General features: G+C 58.4%; 19 protein-coding genes. 10 read left to right on the top strand and 9 right to left on the bottom strand.

The genetic code is table 11. From position 1 onward, the window contains the following. Window positions 1–83: 83 nt before the first annotated feature. From GS605_RS14145 to GS605_RS14130, 4 genes are all read left to right on the top strand, one after another. A complete protein-coding gene (locus GS605_RS14145; protein WP_171724386.1) occupies window positions 84–446 on the top strand; it encodes a RidA family protein in 363 nt (120 codons plus the stop codon). Between the two features lie 79 nt (window positions 447–525). Further along, window positions 526–909 carry an NADH:ubiquinone oxidoreductase subunit NDUFA12 gene (locus tag GS605_RS14140; RefSeq protein ID WP_152457346.1) on the top strand — a complete coding sequence of 128 codons (384 nt, stop codon included), beginning with the start codon at window positions 526–528 and terminating at the stop codon, window positions 907–909. Window positions 910–920: 11 nt separating this feature from the next. After that, window positions 921–1,373, top strand: a complete 453-nt coding sequence (gene mlaD, locus GS605_RS14135; RefSeq protein ID WP_171638180.1) for an outer membrane lipid asymmetry maintenance protein MlaD — start codon at window positions 921–923, stop codon at window positions 1,371–1,373. Beyond that, the gene (locus tag GS605_RS14130) at window positions 1,370–1,738 is read left to right on the top strand and encodes a DUF2155 domain-containing protein (protein WP_171638178.1); all 369 of its coding nucleotides are present in this window, start codon (window positions 1,370–1,372) and stop codon (window positions 1,736–1,738) included. The genes mlaD and GS605_RS14130 overlap by 4 nt, the downstream gene beginning before the upstream one ends. Here the strand turns inward: GS605_RS14130 and aat are convergent. The 4 genes from aat to GS605_RS14110 form a co-directional block, all read right to left on the bottom strand. Next, window positions 1,693–2,325 (bottom strand): leucyl/phenylalanyl-tRNA--protein transferase, encoded by a 633-nt coding sequence (gene aat / locus GS605_RS14125; RefSeq protein WP_216600192.1) that lies wholly within the window; start codon window positions 2,323–2,325, stop codon window positions 1,693–1,695. The two genes, GS605_RS14130 and aat, sit on opposite strands and share 46 nt — an antisense overlap. Before the next feature lie 48 nt (window positions 2,326–2,373). After that, on the bottom strand, window positions 2,374–3,723 hold the full coding sequence (gene accC, locus GS605_RS14120) for an acetyl-CoA carboxylase biotin carboxylase subunit (protein WP_171638176.1): 1,350 nt from the start codon (window positions 3,721–3,723) through the stop codon (window positions 2,374–2,376). 9 nt (window positions 3,724–3,732) lie between these two features. Beyond that, a complete protein-coding gene (accB, locus tag GS605_RS14115; protein WP_171638174.1) occupies window positions 3,733–4,227 on the bottom strand; it encodes an acetyl-CoA carboxylase biotin carboxyl carrier protein in 495 nt (164 codons plus the stop codon). Window positions 4,228–4,378: 151 nt separating this feature from the next. Further along, the gene (locus GS605_RS14110) at window positions 4,379–4,915 is read right to left on the bottom strand and encodes a LuxR C-terminal-related transcriptional regulator (protein WP_152457352.1); all 537 of its coding nucleotides are present in this window, start codon (window positions 4,913–4,915) and stop codon (window positions 4,379–4,381) included. A gap of 189 nt (window positions 4,916–5,104) precedes the next feature. Between GS605_RS14110 and GS605_RS14105 the strand changes: the two genes are divergently transcribed. The 5 genes from GS605_RS14105 to GS605_RS14085 all read left to right on the top strand — a co-directional run bounded on the left by GS605_RS14105 (window position 5,105) and on the right by GS605_RS14085 (window position 11,021). Continuing rightward, window positions 5,105–6,397 (top strand): helix-turn-helix domain-containing protein, encoded by a 1,293-nt coding sequence (locus tag GS605_RS14105; protein WP_171724385.1) that lies wholly within the window; start codon window positions 5,105–5,107, stop codon window positions 6,395–6,397. Window positions 6,398–6,475: 78 nt separating this feature from the next. Beyond that, window positions 6,476–6,856 (top strand): response regulator transcription factor, encoded by a 381-nt coding sequence (locus GS605_RS14100; RefSeq protein ID WP_152457354.1) that lies wholly within the window; start codon window positions 6,476–6,478, stop codon window positions 6,854–6,856. After that, window positions 6,853–7,161, top strand: a complete 309-nt coding sequence (locus GS605_RS14095; RefSeq protein WP_245218138.1) for a hypothetical protein — start codon at window positions 6,853–6,855, stop codon at window positions 7,159–7,161. The genes GS605_RS14100 and GS605_RS14095 overlap by 4 nt, the downstream gene beginning before the upstream one ends. Next, entirely contained in the window at window positions 7,161–9,839 is a 2,679-nt protein-coding gene (locus tag GS605_RS14090) for a sensor histidine kinase (protein WP_171638170.1), read from the top strand. The genes GS605_RS14095 and GS605_RS14090 overlap by 1 nt, the downstream gene beginning before the upstream one ends. 78 nt (window positions 9,840–9,917) lie before the next feature. Next, window positions 9,918–11,021 (top strand): FliM/FliN family flagellar motor C-terminal domain-containing protein, encoded by a 1,104-nt coding sequence (locus GS605_RS14085; protein WP_171724384.1) that lies wholly within the window; start codon window positions 9,918–9,920, stop codon window positions 11,019–11,021. 3 nt (window positions 11,022–11,024) lie between these two features. On the opposite strand, the gene GS605_RS14080 is transcribed toward GS605_RS14085, so the two are convergent. From GS605_RS14080 to GS605_RS14065, 4 genes are read right to left on the bottom strand one after another with little or no spacing between them, the layout of a single operon-like run. Continuing rightward, entirely contained in the window at window positions 11,025–11,456 is a 432-nt protein-coding gene (locus tag GS605_RS14080) for a TIGR01244 family sulfur transferase (protein ID WP_171724383.1), read from the bottom strand. Window positions 11,457–11,465: 9 nt separating this feature from the next. Then, entirely contained in the window at window positions 11,466–11,897 is a 432-nt protein-coding gene (locus GS605_RS14075) for a DUF6691 family protein (protein WP_171724382.1), read from the bottom strand. Next, on the bottom strand, window positions 11,897–12,325 hold the full coding sequence (locus tag GS605_RS14070; protein WP_171724381.1) for a YeeE/YedE family protein: 429 nt from the start codon (window positions 12,323–12,325) through the stop codon (window positions 11,897–11,899). Before GS605_RS14070 ends, GS605_RS14075 begins: the two co-directional genes overlap by 1 nt. A gap of 35 nt (window positions 12,326–12,360) precedes the next feature. Next, window positions 12,361–13,224, bottom strand: coding sequence for an MBL fold metallo-hydrolase (locus tag GS605_RS14065; RefSeq protein ID WP_171638162.1), 864 nt, complete (start codon window positions 13,222–13,224; stop codon window positions 12,361–12,363). Window positions 13,225–13,467: 243 nt separating this feature from the next. On the opposite strand from GS605_RS14065, the gene GS605_RS14060 reads away from it, so the two are divergent. Next, complete coding sequence (locus GS605_RS14060) at window positions 13,468–13,683, top strand: hypothetical protein (RefSeq protein ID WP_171638160.1); 216 nt, start codon at window positions 13,468–13,470, stop codon at window positions 13,681–13,683. Window positions 13,684–13,692: 9 nt separating this feature from the next. Here GS605_RS14060 and GS605_RS14055 read toward each other — a convergent pair whose 3' ends face one another. Further along, on the bottom strand, window positions 13,693–13,911 hold the full coding sequence (locus tag GS605_RS14055; protein ID WP_171724380.1) for a hypothetical protein: 219 nt from the start codon (window positions 13,909–13,911) through the stop codon (window positions 13,693–13,695). Window positions 13,912–13,999 lie beyond the last annotated feature (88 nt).

The raw sequence follows: 13,999 nt of genomic DNA, 5'->3' as shown, positions 1-13,999 counted from the left end.
GGATCCGTCGCTCGCACGCGAAGTCATGCGTGGTCAGGCGGCGGAAGCTTAAGCAAGTTTTCGAACATCAAAGGTGACGGATTATGGCAGTGCAGCGCATTTCTTCGGGTGGTGAGTTCGAAGCCAAGGTCGGGTACTGCCGCGCAGTGGTTGCGGGCGGCTGGGTTCATGTCGCCGGGACCGTCGGGCGGGGCGAGGACGTGGTGGCGCAATGCCGGTCTGCGCTGGACATCATCGGCAAGGCGCTGGCTGAGGCAGGCGCAGGCTTTGACGATGTGGTTCGGGTCACCTACATGTTGCCGGACCGCAACGAGTTTGAGCCGTGCTGGCCGATCCTGGCCGAGACTTTTGGCGCCAATCCACCGGCTGCGACGATGATCGAATGCGGTTTGATTGATCCGAAATACAGGATTGAGATCGAAGTGACCGCCTTTTTGCCGGAGTGACGCAGGTGGTATCAGGGGCACTGGACCTTGGCGGGCCTTTGGTCCATACCTTTCTTCGACGAAATGCCGGAGGCACCCGATGGGAATCCTGAACAGTCTTTTGCGAGCCGTGACCTGGTGGAATGGGTCAACTTTGAACACTCAGATCTACACTGCACGCAAGGGCGTGAAAGTGGGCGAAGACAATGAAGGCAACGTGTTTTACCGCAATGCTGATGACAGCAAGCGTTGGGTTATCTTCAATGGCGAGGCCGAAGCCAGCCGGGTTGATCCTGAATGGCATGGTTGGTTGCATCGCACTTGGGACGAGCCTCCGACAGATAAACCGCTGCCGCATAAATCCTGGGAAAAACCACATCAGGAAAACCTGACTGGCACCGCGCTGGCCTATGCTCCTGCCGGATCTCTGCGTCGCGCGGAACCGGTTGAACGTAAGGACTATGAGGCCTGGAGCCCGGAATAAACGAGGCGATAATGTCGACCCATAACTGGACCGAAGTTCTTGTCGGCGGCGTCGTATTGGCCGGTGCCGTTGCATTTGGTGTCTATGCCAGCCAATCGACGGGCTTGTCGCAAGGTGCCGCTGGATATGAACTGGGCGCGTCTTTCAGATCTCTGGAGGGGGTGGGTGTCGGTACGGATGTGCGCCTTGCGGGCGTCAAGATCGGGACCGTGACGGGCGTCACCCTGAACCCGGATACCTACCGCGCTGACACGACTTTCACGATTGCAGACGGCATTCTGGTGCCGGACGACAGTGCCATTGTCATTTCCTCAGAAGGTTTGCTGGGGGGCAATTTCGTCGAGGTGATGCCAGGTGGGTCACCATTCTACTTTGATCCCGGCGACGAGATCGAGGATACGCAGGGCGCGGTCAGCCTGATTTCGCTGCTGGTCAAGTTCGTAGCCGGAGACGGCAGCGAATGATACGCGCCACGATTCTTGCCTTGTTGCTGGCCGCCACAGGTGCGGCCGCGCAGCAGAAAGTTCAATCTGGGCCCGGGGCAATGCTGCGGGGCCTGGACAAGGTGAACGGCCAGACTGTCGATGTTGAATTGCAGACCGGCGCGACGGCAGCGATTTTTGGGCTGGATGTTGCCTTGGGAGATTGCCGTTTTCCCGTTGACAATCCAACGGGTGACGCATTCGCCTATCTGACCATCTGGGAGAGTGGGAAGGCCGATCAGCTGTTTGACGGTTGGATGATCGCAACCTCCCCTGCATTGAATGCGCTGGATCACGCGCGTTATGACGTTTGGGTCATACGGTGTATCACACCCGCCGCCGATTGATTCAGCGGCACCGAGAAGTCGGCGCTGTGGTTCAAGGCCTTTTCCAGCTCTTTCTTGTAGGCGCCGCGCGGAATTTCGATTGCGCCCAAAGAGGCCAGGTGCGCGGTCAGAAACTGCGTGTCAAACAGACGGAACCCGGTTTGCCTCAGGCGGTCCACAAGATAGGCGAGGGCGATCTTCGAGGCGTCTTTGCGTCTTGAAAACATGCTTTCGCCGAAGAATGCTGCGCCCAGGGTCACACCATAGACGCCGCCCACCAGCGTGTTGTTTTCCCAGACTTCCAGTGAATGCGCATACCCTGTTTGGTGCAGCTGGCGGTACAGGTCATGAAGTTCGGCGTTGATCCAGGTATCTGCCCTGTCGGCGCACCCGTCGACGACGCCGGAAAAGTCCTGGTCGATCGAGATATCGAACCCGCAGTTTCGGATACGGCGCGCCAGGCTTCGAGAAATGTGGAAACTGTCCAATGGAAAGACGCCGCGAAACTTGGGATCCACCCAAAACAGGTCGGGGTCATCGCGATGCTCGGCCATCGGAAAGATACCGATGGAATAGCCATGCAACAAAAGTTCTGGGGACAGGCTCATGTCAGGTATGAGGCAACCGGAGGGCAGGGGCCCTCCGGTCCTTGGTGACTATTGTTCCATGTTCTCCGCAAGCCAGCGCTCCAGCCAGTGGATGTTGTAGTCGCCGCTGTGCAGATCGGGTTCCTGCAGCAGTGCGTGGAACAGAGGGACCGTGGTATCGATACCGTCGACAATCAATTCCCCCAGTGCGCGTTCCAGTCGGGCCAGCGCTTCGGCCCGGTCACGACCCTGCACGATCAGCTTGGCGATCAGAGAGTCATAATAGGGTGGAATCGAATACCCGTCATAGAGAGCCGAGTCCATTCGAACACCAAGGCCCCCCGGCGCGTGATAGGCCGTGATCTTGCCGGGGCAGGGTGAAAATTTCGGCAGCTTTTCAGCGTTGATCCGAACCTCGATGGCGTGGCCGTTGATTTCCAGATCGTCCTGACCGAACGACATCGGTTCACCCGCTGCAACAAGGATTTGTTCGCGCACCAGATCGACGCCAAAGATACCTTCGGTGACCGGATGTTCCACCTGAAGGCGGGTGTTCATTTCGATGAAATAGAACTCGCCATTTTCGTAGAGGAACTCGATGGTGCCGGCGCCGATATAATTGATTTTCGCGACCGCATCCGCGCAGATCTTGCCGATCCTGGCGCGTTCTTCGGGTGTGATGCAGGGGCCTGGGGCCTCTTCGAACACCTTCTGGTGGCGCCGCTGAAGCGAACAATCCCGTTCGCCCAGATGAACAGCCTTGCCTTTCCCGTCGCCAAACACCTGAATTTCGATGTGGCGCGGCGTGGTCAGGTATTTCTCGATATAGACTTCGTCATTGCCAAAGGCGGCCTTGCCCTCGGCCCGCGCAGTCATGAAGGCGCTTTCCATTTCGTCAGCGTTCATCGCAACTTTCATACCGCGACCGCCGCCGCCTGCGGTAGCCTTGATGATGACCGGATAGCCGAATTCCTCACCGATCTTCTTGGCCGTCGCAAGATCAGGCACGCCGCCGTCTGATCCCGGCACGCAAGGCACTCCCAGCGCCTTCATCGTGTCCTTGGCAGTGATCTTGTCGCCCATGACGCGGATGTGTTCTGCGGTGGGGCCGATGAACGTGATGTCGTGATCTTCGACGATCTGCACGAACTCGGCATTCTCGGACAGGAAGCCATAGCCAGGGTGGATCGCCTGCGCACCGGTGATTTCACAGGCCGATATGATCGCGGGCACGGACAGGTAACTCTGGGGGCTGGGCGGGGGGCCGATGCAGACCGATTCGTCCGCCATGCGCACATGCATTGCGTCGCTATCCGCGGTGGAGTGGACGGCAACCGTCTTAATCCCCATCTCGCGGGCAGCGCGGATGACGCGCAGGGCGATCTCGCCTCGGTTGGCAATCAGGATCTTGTCGAACATGGGCCCGCCTTACTCGATGATGACCAGAGGTGTGCCAAACTCCACAGCGTCGCCATCGCCGACCAGAACACGCTTGATCGTGCCCGACTTGGGCGCGTGGATGTGGTTCATGGTCTTCATCGCTTCGACGATCAGCAGCGTGTCGCCTTCGGAAACGGAAGCGCCGACCGAGATAAATGCGGGCGCGCCGGGCTCGGGCTGCATGTAGACGGTTCCAACCATGGGAGAGGTCACAGCACCAGGGTGGCTGGCCGGATCTTCCTGAGCGGCAGGGGCTTCGGCCACGGCAGGCGCAGCCGCAGCGGCAGGAGCTGGTGCTGCCGCAGGCACGGCAACCTGAACTGGTGCAGCTGCGGCCTGTGTCATGCGGCTTACGCGCACGTTCAGGCTGTCTTCCTCGCCATATTCGCGCTTGACCTGCAATTCGGTCAGGTCATTGTCACGCAGCAACTCGGCCAGAGCCTTGATGAATGCCACATCCGCTTCGTGTTTGGTGTCTGTCATGAGTGTCCTCGACGGTTCCCCTTTGGCCCGTCTGTTTCTTGCGGGCTCTGATCAAATTACGCAGGGTTATAGGCTAAGCGGCGGTGCATGAAAAGCGCCGACTCGCACCATCACAGGCGGGAATCCCGCATAATTTAAAGGGGCGGACAGGTTACAGAGGCATCCCTGACAATTTGGCGACAAGCTCGGACAGTTTGCGGGCGCCGAATTTCTCAAGCAGACGGGCGCGATAGGCTTCGATTGTGCGGTAACTCAGGCCCAGTTCAGCACCGATTTCCTTGGCGGACAGGCCACGGCAGGACAGGATCGCCACTTCGCGTTCTCGAACGGTCAATTCGACAAGGGGACGTTCTTCCGAGATGTCGGAAAAGCTCCAGATTCCATGGCGGAACGGGTCATCGGGCGTCAAAGAGCGGCCACGGGCGCGGCACCAGAACAGATCACCATTGCGGCGCCGCATGACGCGTTCATCCGTGTAGTACCCGGTGTCTCGCATCACTTGCAGGCTGCGTTCCCCGATCCTCTCCCAATCCGCGACCGAGGGATAGAGATGCAACAGCGGCATATTGCGGTAATCGGCCTCTTCCCCGCCGAAAGTGCGGGCGAATTGCAGATTGCAGCGTCTGATGATCCGGTTTTCCAGTTCAACAAGCCCGATCGGTGCATATTCAAAGGCGGGGTCACTCATCCGCTTATCGTGCCGGGAAACCACGCGGAATTGAAGGGGAGATGCGGCTTATTGTGGCCATTGATGCGCATTGGCGGCTGCCGCTTTTGTTAAGGTTGTAAATATGGTTTGAAAATATCTCGGTAAACTAGCGAAACACATGATATGTTCTGAAAAAAGTGGTTTAAGCCTGGTCAGGAGAATACGATCATGCGCGATATGTTGACGGGAAGCCGTATTCGGGAAAGACGGCAGATTGCCGGGCTTCGGCAGGCGGAACTTGCCCGCCTTGCCGGGATATCCGCGTCCTACCTGAACCTGATCGAACATAACCGCCGCCGGATCGGTGGCAAATTGCTGGTGGATATAGCGTCAGCGCTTTCCGTCGAACCCTCTGTCCTGACACAGGGGATCGAGGCAACCCTCGTGTCGGCCTTGCGGGAAGCGGCGGATGACGCCGTCGGGCAGCAGGCCGAAGTGGACGGGCTGGAGGAATTTGCCGGGCGCTTTCCCGGATGGGCCGGGGTTCTTGCGCAGATGCACCGCCGGGTTGTTTCGCTTGAGCGGAATGTCGAGATCTTGTCGGACCGGCTGACTCATGACCCGCATCTTGCGGCATCAATGCACGAAGTGCTGTCAACGGCGGCGGCGATTCGTTCAACAGCGGCAATTCTTGCAGACACAGAGGACATCGAAGCAGAGTGGCGGGAACGGTTTCACAAAAACCTGCACCAGGATGCAGAGCGGCTGGCCGGGAGTTCAAAGGCACTTGTAACCTTTTTGGACGAAAGCGACTCGTCAATTGATCCGCGCGGTGTTCCGCTTGAAGAGGTCGAAGCGTTCTTCGAATCCCGCAGGTACAGTTTTCCGGAATTGGAACAGGGCGAGGACGTGGATGCCGTTGATCTGAGCAGTCTCAACACGTCGGCTGCCCGAACTGTGGCGCGTGAAGTTCTGAAGATGTATCGCGATGATGCAATCGCTTTGCCGCTGGATGCGCTTCGATCGAGCCAGCAAAAAGGCGACACGGATCCCATTGCGTTGGCTTATCGCTTTTCCGTGGACGTCGCCACCGTTCTGCGTCGATTGGCGTTCATACCCGATGACGTGTTACCGCAGCCGGTTGGCATGGTGCTGTGCGATGCATCCGGCAGCATATTGTTCATCAAGCCGATCCCGGGCTTTGCTTTGGCGCGGCATGGTGAGGTTTGCCCGCTGTGGCCGTTGTTCACGGCTTTGAGCCGCCCACTTGTTCCGGTGCGCAAGCAGGTTGTCCAGATGGGGCGGACCCCGGCTGAATTCGAATGCTTCGCCTATGCTTGGCCTTATGCGGTATTGGGGTATGATCAGGATCCCGTTTATCGCTCGGTTATGCTGGTCCGTTCGGGCAACGAGGCGGCAGGTGCCGCTCCGGTCACGCAAGTCGGGCCAAACTGCCGCGTCTGTCCCAGCAATGCTTGCAAGGCCCGCCGCGAACCGTCGATTTTGAGCGAAGGCTTTTGACACTTTCCCGACAGAAGGCTTAATCTGGCGGGGACCGATCTGAGGATGGAGGAACGGTCTTGGGGAGGAACTGAAAATATGAGCCGTAAGGTTCTGTTAATCGAGGACGAGCCGAACATTGCCGAAGCAATCCGGTTTCTGCTGACCCGCGAGGGATGGCAGGTGGACACGCATGGCGATGGCACGGATGCGGTTCAGGTGATTCAGAGGGCACAGCCCGATCTGGTCATTCTGGACGTCATGCTGCCGGGCAAGAGTGGCATGGATATCCTGCGGGACATCCGAGAGATGGAAGAGCTGGCAGGTTTGCCGGTTTTGATGCTGACGGCGCGCGGTCAATCGCGCGACAGGGAAATGGCGGAAAACGCTGGTGTCAGCCGTTTCATGACCAAACCGTTTTCCAATGCCGAAGTTCTGACGGCTGTGCGCGATCTTCACGCGCAGGCGACGCGAATATGATGTCTGGCGAGGGCAAAAAGGGCGCACCACAGGGCGCACGCCCCTCGCTTTTTCTCGAACGTCAAAGCTATCGCCGACGTAGGCTGGCGGATGCGGCGCGGCTGCTGCCGTTCTTGGGGGCGGCTCTGCTGGCGCTTCCGCTATTGTGGCCCGATCAGCCCGGCAAGGGCGAGGCTGTCCCCTTGTCTTCAGCAATGTATTACATCTTTGTCTGCTGGGGCGCTCTGATCGTGGTTGGGTTGGTTTTTGGAATTGCCGCCCGCCGTTTGGGCGTGCGCGAGGATCAAGACGCGGACGCTGAGTGATGGCAACCATTAACACGCTGATCCTGGTCTGCCTTGGCTATGTCATTTTCTTGTTCGCCGTGGCTTTCGCCGCTGACCGAATGGCTGCGGCAGGGCGGGGCAAGTGGCTGCGCTCGCCCCTGATCTATACCTTGTCGCTGTCGATCTATTGCACGGCATGGACGTTCTATGGTGCGGTGGGCAATGCCGCGCGGTCCGGGTTGGAGTTTGTAACGATTTACCTTGGCCCAACCCTGGTGATGGTCAGTTGGTGGTGGGGACTGCGCAAACTGGTGAGGGTTGGGCGCAGTCAGCGTGTGACCTCTATCGCGGACCTGTTGTCATCGCGCTATGGCAAGTCGAACACGCTTGCCGTGTGTGTGACCATTCTTGCCGTGCTTGGCGGAACACCCTACATCGCGCTCCAGTTGCAATCAATCACCTTGTCCTTTTCGATTTTTGCCGAAGCCGATTCATCGGGTCTGTACCGCGAAGGGTCCAGTGTATTCTGGATGGCAGCGGGGCTTGCGGTGTTCGCAATTCTTTTCGGCACGCGCAATCTGGACGTGAACGAGCGCCACCACGGTGTGGTCACCGCCATCGCCGTGGAGGCCGTTGTCAAACTGTTTGCTCTTATCGCCGTGGGCGTTTTCGTGGTGTGGGGCATTGCCGGTGGCGTTGGCCCGATGATGGATAGGATAGATGCCTCGGAAATCGGAGAGTGGAACGTCGATGCCGGGCGCTGGACGACTTTCATATTCCTGTCCGCCGCGGCCTTTATCTGCCTGCCGCGCATGTTTCAGGTTATGGTGGTCGAAAATGATGACGAAAGCCATCTGCGAACCGCCGCCTGGGCGTTTCCGCTCTATCTGCTTTTGATGAGTCTTTTTGTCGTGCCAATTGCCGTCGTTGGTCTGGACCTGTTGCCAGAAGGGGCCAATCCCGATCTGTTCGTGCTGACGGTGCCGCTGTCGCAGGGCAATGACTGGTTGGCCATGCTGTCCTTTATCGGCGGGTTTTCGTCCGCAACGTCGATGGTCATCGTCAGCGCAATGGCCTTGTCTACGATGGTCTCGAACCATGTGGTCATGCCCATTTGGTTGAACACGCATGAGGGTACGGGCTCGGTCTCGGGCGATGTGCGCAGCATCGTTCTGGTTGCGCGCCGCGTGTCCATCGCCGTGATCATGGCGTTGGGTTACTTTTACTATCGGTTGTCCGGTGGTGGTGCGGCGCTGGCCTCGATCGGATTGATTGCCTTTGCCGGAATCTCGCAGATTCTACCTGCTTTGGTCGGGGGATTGTTCTGGCGCGGAGCAACCCGGACAGGGGCGCTGGTCGGGTTGAGCGTCGGTTTCGCACTTTGGATATATACGCTGTTGTTGCCAGGTATGGGCGCGCCGTGGATGCCGGAGGCCGTCATGCAGAATGGGCTGTTCGGCCTTGCTTGGTTGCGTCCTCATGCCCTGTTCGGGATCGAAGGGATCGATCCGATGGTCCATACCGTGATGTGGTCCCTGTCCCTGAACACCATTGCCTTTTGCATAGCGTCCCTTCTGAGCTTTCCCAGCCCTCTGGAGCGTTTGCAGGGTGCGCAATTCGTCAATGTTTTCGACCACTCGGTTTCACCCGGTGGCTGGTCCGGCTCGGTTGCGCAAAGCGAAGACCTGATGATCATGACACAGCGTATTCTGGGCACCGCGCCAGCGCAGGAGTTCTTTCAGGCAGAGGCTGAAAAACAGGGCGGCCGGTCGCATATGCCGGAACCGACCCCGGGTTTCCTGAACCGGCTGGAGCGAGAGTTGAGCGGGTCGGTTGGCACCGCCACTGCGCATGCGATGATTGCCCAAATCGTCGGAGGGTCTTCAGTTTCCGTAGAAGATCTGCTGGCGGTGGCGGATGAATCGGCGCAGCTTCTGGAGTATTCGGGGAAGTTGGAAGAGAAGTCGTCGGAGTTGTCCCGTACGGCGCGCCAATTGCGCGAAGCAAACACCAAGCTTACGCAGATTTCCGAACAAAAAGACAGCTTCCTGAGCCAGGTCAGTCACGAGTTGCGCACGCCGATGACCTCGATACGGGCGTTTTCCGAGATCATGCGGGATACAGAGGGCCTGAGCCGTGAGGAACAGACCCGTTATGCCGCAATCATTCACGATGAGGCCTTGCGCCTGACCCGGCTTCTCGACGATCTGCTGGACCTGAGCGTGCTGGAAAACGGGCAGGTCAATCTGAACCTCAGCGATGACAGTTTGCGTTCGGTTCTGGACCGGGCGGTGTCCAGCGCGCTGGCCGGAGCAGAGCGGAAAATCACGGTTCGCCGGACTCTTACGGCCGAGCGAATGTCCCTGCATACGGATCTGGACCGGTTGGGGCAGGTGTTCATCAACCTGATCTCGAACGCGCAGAAATACTGTGACGCGGAAGAACCGGTATTGGTCATTTCAGCCCACGACGTCGGCGGCAGGGTCATCATAGATTTCATCGACAACGGCAGCGGCATTCCACCCGGCGCGCGTTCGATGGTGTTCGAGAAATTTGCTCGTGTCGGGGTCGACAAGGCAGGGGGCGCAGGTCTGGGTTTGGCCATTTGCCGTGAGATCATGCAACGGTTGGGCGGTGAGATCACATATTTGCCCGGGCAGGGCGGTGCGGCGTTCCGGGTCAGCTTGCCTTTGGCTTTCCAGCAGGCCGCGCAATGACACGGCCATAAAGAACTTCGTAACGCTCGGCAGGGTAAACCAATAGCCAGTTATTGAAGCAACTGGTGATCGGGCGACATGTCACAAACCGTCAGCGCTGCTTTGGCGCGCAAACTGTCTGTTGGACGAAAAGATCTGGGCGATCGCCCGCGTTCGGTTTTGCGGGCGCTGCGCTTGGGGTTTGCGCGGGCAGCAAGTGATCGATTGAACCTTCCCCTGGCTGTCATCGGGGCAAAACAGGCCAGCCGCACGCAGGATGACATGGCGGAATCATTCGCTCAGGATTGGCTTATGTTGGTGTTTGACGGGCCGGAGCGGCGCGCAGGGATTTGCCTGAGCCCGCATGTGGTGTCCGCCATTGTGCAAACCCAAACCATCGGTGAAATACTGCCCGGTGATCCGGCCCCAAGGGCCTTTACGGATACGGACGCCGCCATGGTGGTGCCATTCATCGAAACCGCTCTGACCTTGACTGCCGGCTCAATAGACGCTGCGGCCGAGCAGGTCTGCCTGACGGGATACGAGTTCGCGGCACGTACGAAAGATTCGCGCGGCTTGTCGTTGGCCATGACAGAAGATGAATACCGCGTCTTCGATCTGACGGTTGATCTGGCCGGCGGGGCGCAGCAGGGACAGATCTCGATCTTTCTTCCAGAGCATCTTGCCACGCCGGAAAAGGCAGAGGAGGTCACGGATCCGGCCGGTCCCCGGCTTGAGCAGGCATCGGGTGTTGTTCGGGCGGAACTGAAGGCCGTTTTGTGCCGGATGTCGCTGCCACTGTCCGATCTGTCAGAGATTCAACCTGGATGTGTTTTGCCATTGCGCGGGGCGCGCCTGGACAGAACTGAGATATTGACCATCGACCGAAAGCCAACGGGTATTGGCCGCCTTGGTCAATGTGGCGGGTTGCGCGCCGTTCGGTTGAACGAACATTCGACCCTGCCCGCCTTGTCGGGGGACGAAGCGCAGGAGTTCATCGAAAGCCGAGGGAGAATGCAGCCGCACGATGACCTGGTCGAACCGGTTTCCGGCGCGTTGGATGCCATGCCTCCGGAAATTGAGGACGCGGGTTTGGATCTTACGGACACCGATCTGTCACTGAACGATTCCGAACGGATGGTCGCAGAGATTTCGCAACTGGCTGGCCTTGACGCAGCCGACACGAATTCCGACGCAGAATAGGGTTTAGTCTGCCTGGCTGCGAAAATGCTCTAGTGCAGGGCGCAGGTTTTCCAGTTGATATCCGGCATTTGTCGTGGCGGCCAGAATGTCGTCTGTGCTCATGCGGTCGCATTGACCAAGGGCCCAGACCACCGAACACCGAGTGCCCGAGGCGCAATAAGCCAGAACCGGGCCATCGCAGCTTTCTGCCAGGTCACGCTGCTGCTTTGCAATCTCGGGCGTCATGGTCTGGTGGGTCAGCTCCAACACCTCGTAGTCCATGCCTGCCGCACGGACGGCTTCACCGATCGCGTCGGATTGCATGACTGCGGGAACCTCAACATCGGGCCGGTTGCAGATCACCTTGACAAAGCCTGCCTCGGCAATTGCCGGGACGTCTTCTATAGTGATCTGCGGTGAGACAGCATAGCGGGGCGTGATCGGTCGAATCTCCATGCCAAATCCTTAGGCCGCGTTTGCGGCTCTGTCCAGTTGCGCCCCCAGCGTTGGCGCGATGAACATGCCTGCAACCATCGCGATCAGGAAGACCAGGCCACCCAAACCACCATAGGTCAGCGAGGCCATCGCCGGTCCCGGGCAAAGCCCGGCCAAGCCCCAGCCCATTCCGAACAGGACGGAACCAATGATGAGCCTGCGATCAACCTCGGACCTTGCAGGGGGTGGAAAATCGCCTCCGGTCAAGGCCTTGCGCCCAGAGGTAAGCCTCCAGGCTACAAGCATCGGCAGGATGGCGCCGCCCATCACAAAGGCCAGGGTCGGGTCCCAGTTTCCGAAAACATCCAACCATCCCTGAACCTTGGTCGTGTCCGTCATGCCCGAAATCAACAATCCGGCACCGAACAGCGATCCTGCGAGCAAAGCAATCAAAAGGCGCATCAGATCAACCCCCAAACATGGCGCAGCAGAACGAGGGTCATTCCGCCGGCAAGGATATAGAATACGGTGGCCACGATGCCGCGCAGAGAAAATCGCGAGATGCCACAGACCCCGTGACCCGACGTGCAGCCATTGGCGATACGCGTTCCCACACCGACCAGAAGCCCGGCCACAACAACAAGGCCCAGATTGCTGGTGAGATGCGTTTGGGTCTCGGGGGCGATCAGTGGTCGCAGCAGAAGCGGCACACCGATCAACCCGGCGATAAAGGCCACGCGTTCGGCTTTGGTGTCGCGGGCCTCACCGTCGACAAGGCCACCCAAAATGCCGCTTGCACCCATGATCCTGCCATTTCCAAGCAGGTACACGGCTCCGCCCAGGCCAATCAGCAGGCCACCGCACAGCCCCCAGATCCACTCGATGTTCATGTGGGTTTATCCTTTTTTAATTGATTTGACTTGCGTCAGATTTTGTTCACCGGCAGCTTCAGGAATACATCGCCTTGCTCATCAGCAGGCGGCATTTGCCCCGCCCGCATGTTGACCTGCAAAGAGGGCAGGATCAGGCGCGGCATGGCAAGGGTGGCGTCCCTTGCGTCGCGCATTTCCACGAATTCTTCGATGCTGCGTCCTTGTCCGATATGGACGTTCAGCGCTTTCTGTTCGCCTACCGTCGTTTCCCAGGCGTATTCATCGCGGCCCGGCGCTTTGTAGTCGTGCCCGACAAAGATGCGCGTTTCGTCCGGCAGCGACAGGATTTTTTGGATCGATTCAAACAATGTGGCTGAGGAGCCTCCGGGAAAATCGCAGCGGGCCGTGCCGAAATCCGGCATGAACAGCGTGTCGCCCACAAAGGCGGCGTCGCCTATCACATAGGTCAGGCAGGCCGGGGTATGGCCCGGGGTATGGAGAACATCGCCGCGCATCTGCCCAATGTGAAAACTGTCCCCCTCCGAGAACAAGGCGTCGAACTGGCTGCCATCGCGCTGGAACTCGGTTCCTTCATTGAAGACTTTGCCGAACGTGTCCTGCACGGTGACGATCTGAGCGCCAATTCCAATTTTGCCGCCCAGTTCCTGTTGCAGGTAGGGGGCCGCAGACAGGTGATCGGCGTGAACGTGGCTTTCCAGAATCCATTCGACCTTTAGATCGCGCGCGCGCACAAAGTCGATGATTGCGTCAGCCGATTTTGTCTCTGTGCGCCCCGAAGCATGATCGAAATCCAGAACACTGTCGATGATGGCGCAGGCACGCCCTTGCGGTTCATGAACAACATAGGACACCGTGAAGGTTTGATCGTCAAAAAACGCTTTCACTGCTGGTGTCATGATTTCCTCCGTATCGGTTGTCATTATCATATATGTAAAATGGAATGTGACGCAACATCGAACCTGTGTTTGATGCGCGTCAAGGCATTCACGATTAAATCAGCTTAAACTTTAGCCCATCCGCGCCGGATTGCCGAAAACGCGAATGTGTTGGGCAATATCCTGCACAATTTCAGGTTAATATCAGCGGGTCTTATTCCCGTTACCTATATCTGGGATACTGGCGACACTTGGGAGGGTACTATGACATCAACAAGTCTTTATTCCGAAGCAGAACGGCTTGAACAAGAGCTCAGAAATGCGAGCCTTGATACGCGTTTGGCGCTTCAACCGAGTGTGAGCAAGGTTGTCGACCGTATGCGACAGCAGGGGATGCAGGTGCCGTCCCGCCTGCGGCGTCTGGATGCAGCCCTGTGCGAAGACGCCATGGAAGCGCAGTTCGATAACCTGCCGATTTGAAACAAGTGGTCATCCAAAGGATATCCCGAGGATGACCAGCATCAATCCAAGGACGGACAGGAACAAAGACGTCAGGTTCCAGGGCAAAACGCCCTGAACGGTCGCGCGCAGTTCGTCGTCTGACAGACCCGCCTTGCGCGCTTTCATCACGCGAAGAATGCACCAGATCAGGCCGGCGAGGCCGGTCAGAGAAAGGGCTGCGCCGCCCCAAATGATGAATTCGAACATGGTGCCCTACATCTCTTCGTGAACTACCCCAGCGCTTACCGGAACGGATCACGCCGTACAAGTGCGCTTGGGGATTGGGTGGGATTGG

The organism is Ruegeria sp. HKCCD7559 (assembly GCF_013110575.1).
Taxonomy (GTDB): domain Bacteria; phylum Pseudomonadota; class Alphaproteobacteria; order Rhodobacterales; family Rhodobacteraceae; genus Ruegeria.
The sequence above is the reverse complement of the archived record's forward strand: the minus strand, read 5'-3'. Positions and strand labels throughout refer to the sequence as shown.

What these genes read in the sequence shown, in the direction of transcription:
- mlaD (WP_171638180.1), top strand. Translation starts at nt 921, where the DNA reads ATGTCGACCCATAACTGGACCGAAGTTCTTGTCGGCGGCGTCGTATTG.
- GS605_RS14095 (WP_245218138.1), top strand. Translation starts at nt 6,853, where the DNA reads ATGATGTCTGGCGAGGGCAAAAAGGGCGCACCACAGGGCGCACGCCCC.
- GS605_RS14070 (WP_171724381.1), bottom strand. Translation starts at nt 12,325, where the DNA reads ATGAACATCGAGTGGATCTGGGGGCTGTGCGGTGGCCTGCTGATTGGC.
- GS605_RS14110 (WP_152457352.1), bottom strand. Translation starts at nt 4,915, where the DNA reads ATGAGTGACCCCGCCTTTGAATATGCACCGATCGGGCTTGTTGAACTG.
- accB (WP_171638174.1), bottom strand. Translation starts at nt 4,227, where the DNA reads ATGACAGACACCAAACACGAAGCGGATGTGGCATTCATCAAGGCTCTG.
- GS605_RS14145 (WP_171724386.1), top strand. Translation starts at nt 84, where the DNA reads ATGGCAGTGCAGCGCATTTCTTCGGGTGGTGAGTTCGAAGCCAAGGTC.
- GS605_RS14100 (WP_152457354.1), top strand. Translation starts at nt 6,476, where the DNA reads ATGAGCCGTAAGGTTCTGTTAATCGAGGACGAGCCGAACATTGCCGAA.
- GS605_RS14130 (WP_171638178.1), top strand. Translation starts at nt 1,370, where the DNA reads ATGATACGCGCCACGATTCTTGCCTTGTTGCTGGCCGCCACAGGTGCG.
- GS605_RS14090 (WP_171638170.1), top strand. Translation starts at nt 7,161, where the DNA reads ATGGCAACCATTAACACGCTGATCCTGGTCTGCCTTGGCTATGTCATT.
- GS605_RS14085 (WP_171724384.1), top strand. Translation starts at nt 9,918, where the DNA reads ATGTCACAAACCGTCAGCGCTGCTTTGGCGCGCAAACTGTCTGTTGGA.
- GS605_RS14140 (WP_152457346.1), top strand. Translation starts at nt 526, where the DNA reads ATGGGAATCCTGAACAGTCTTTTGCGAGCCGTGACCTGGTGGAATGGG.
- aat (WP_216600192.1), bottom strand. Translation starts at nt 2,325, where the DNA reads ATGAGCCTGTCCCCAGAACTTTTGTTGCATGGCTATTCCATCGGTATC.
- GS605_RS14080 (WP_171724383.1), bottom strand. Translation starts at nt 11,456, where the DNA reads ATGGAGATTCGACCGATCACGCCCCGCTATGCTGTCTCACCGCAGATC.
- GS605_RS14105 (WP_171724385.1), top strand. Translation starts at nt 5,105, where the DNA reads ATGCGCGATATGTTGACGGGAAGCCGTATTCGGGAAAGACGGCAGATT.
- GS605_RS14065 (WP_171638162.1), bottom strand. Translation starts at nt 13,224, where the DNA reads ATGACACCAGCAGTGAAAGCGTTTTTTGACGATCAAACCTTCACGGTG.
- GS605_RS14060 (WP_171638160.1), top strand. Translation starts at nt 13,468, where the DNA reads ATGACATCAACAAGTCTTTATTCCGAAGCAGAACGGCTTGAACAAGAG.
- GS605_RS14055 (WP_171724380.1), bottom strand. Translation starts at nt 13,911, where the DNA reads ATGTTCGAATTCATCATTTGGGGCGGCGCAGCCCTTTCTCTGACCGGC.
- GS605_RS14075 (WP_171724382.1), bottom strand. Translation starts at nt 11,897, where the DNA reads ATGCGCCTTTTGATTGCTTTGCTCGCAGGATCGCTGTTCGGTGCCGGA.
- accC (WP_171638176.1), bottom strand. Translation starts at nt 3,723, where the DNA reads ATGTTCGACAAGATCCTGATTGCCAACCGAGGCGAGATCGCCCTGCGC.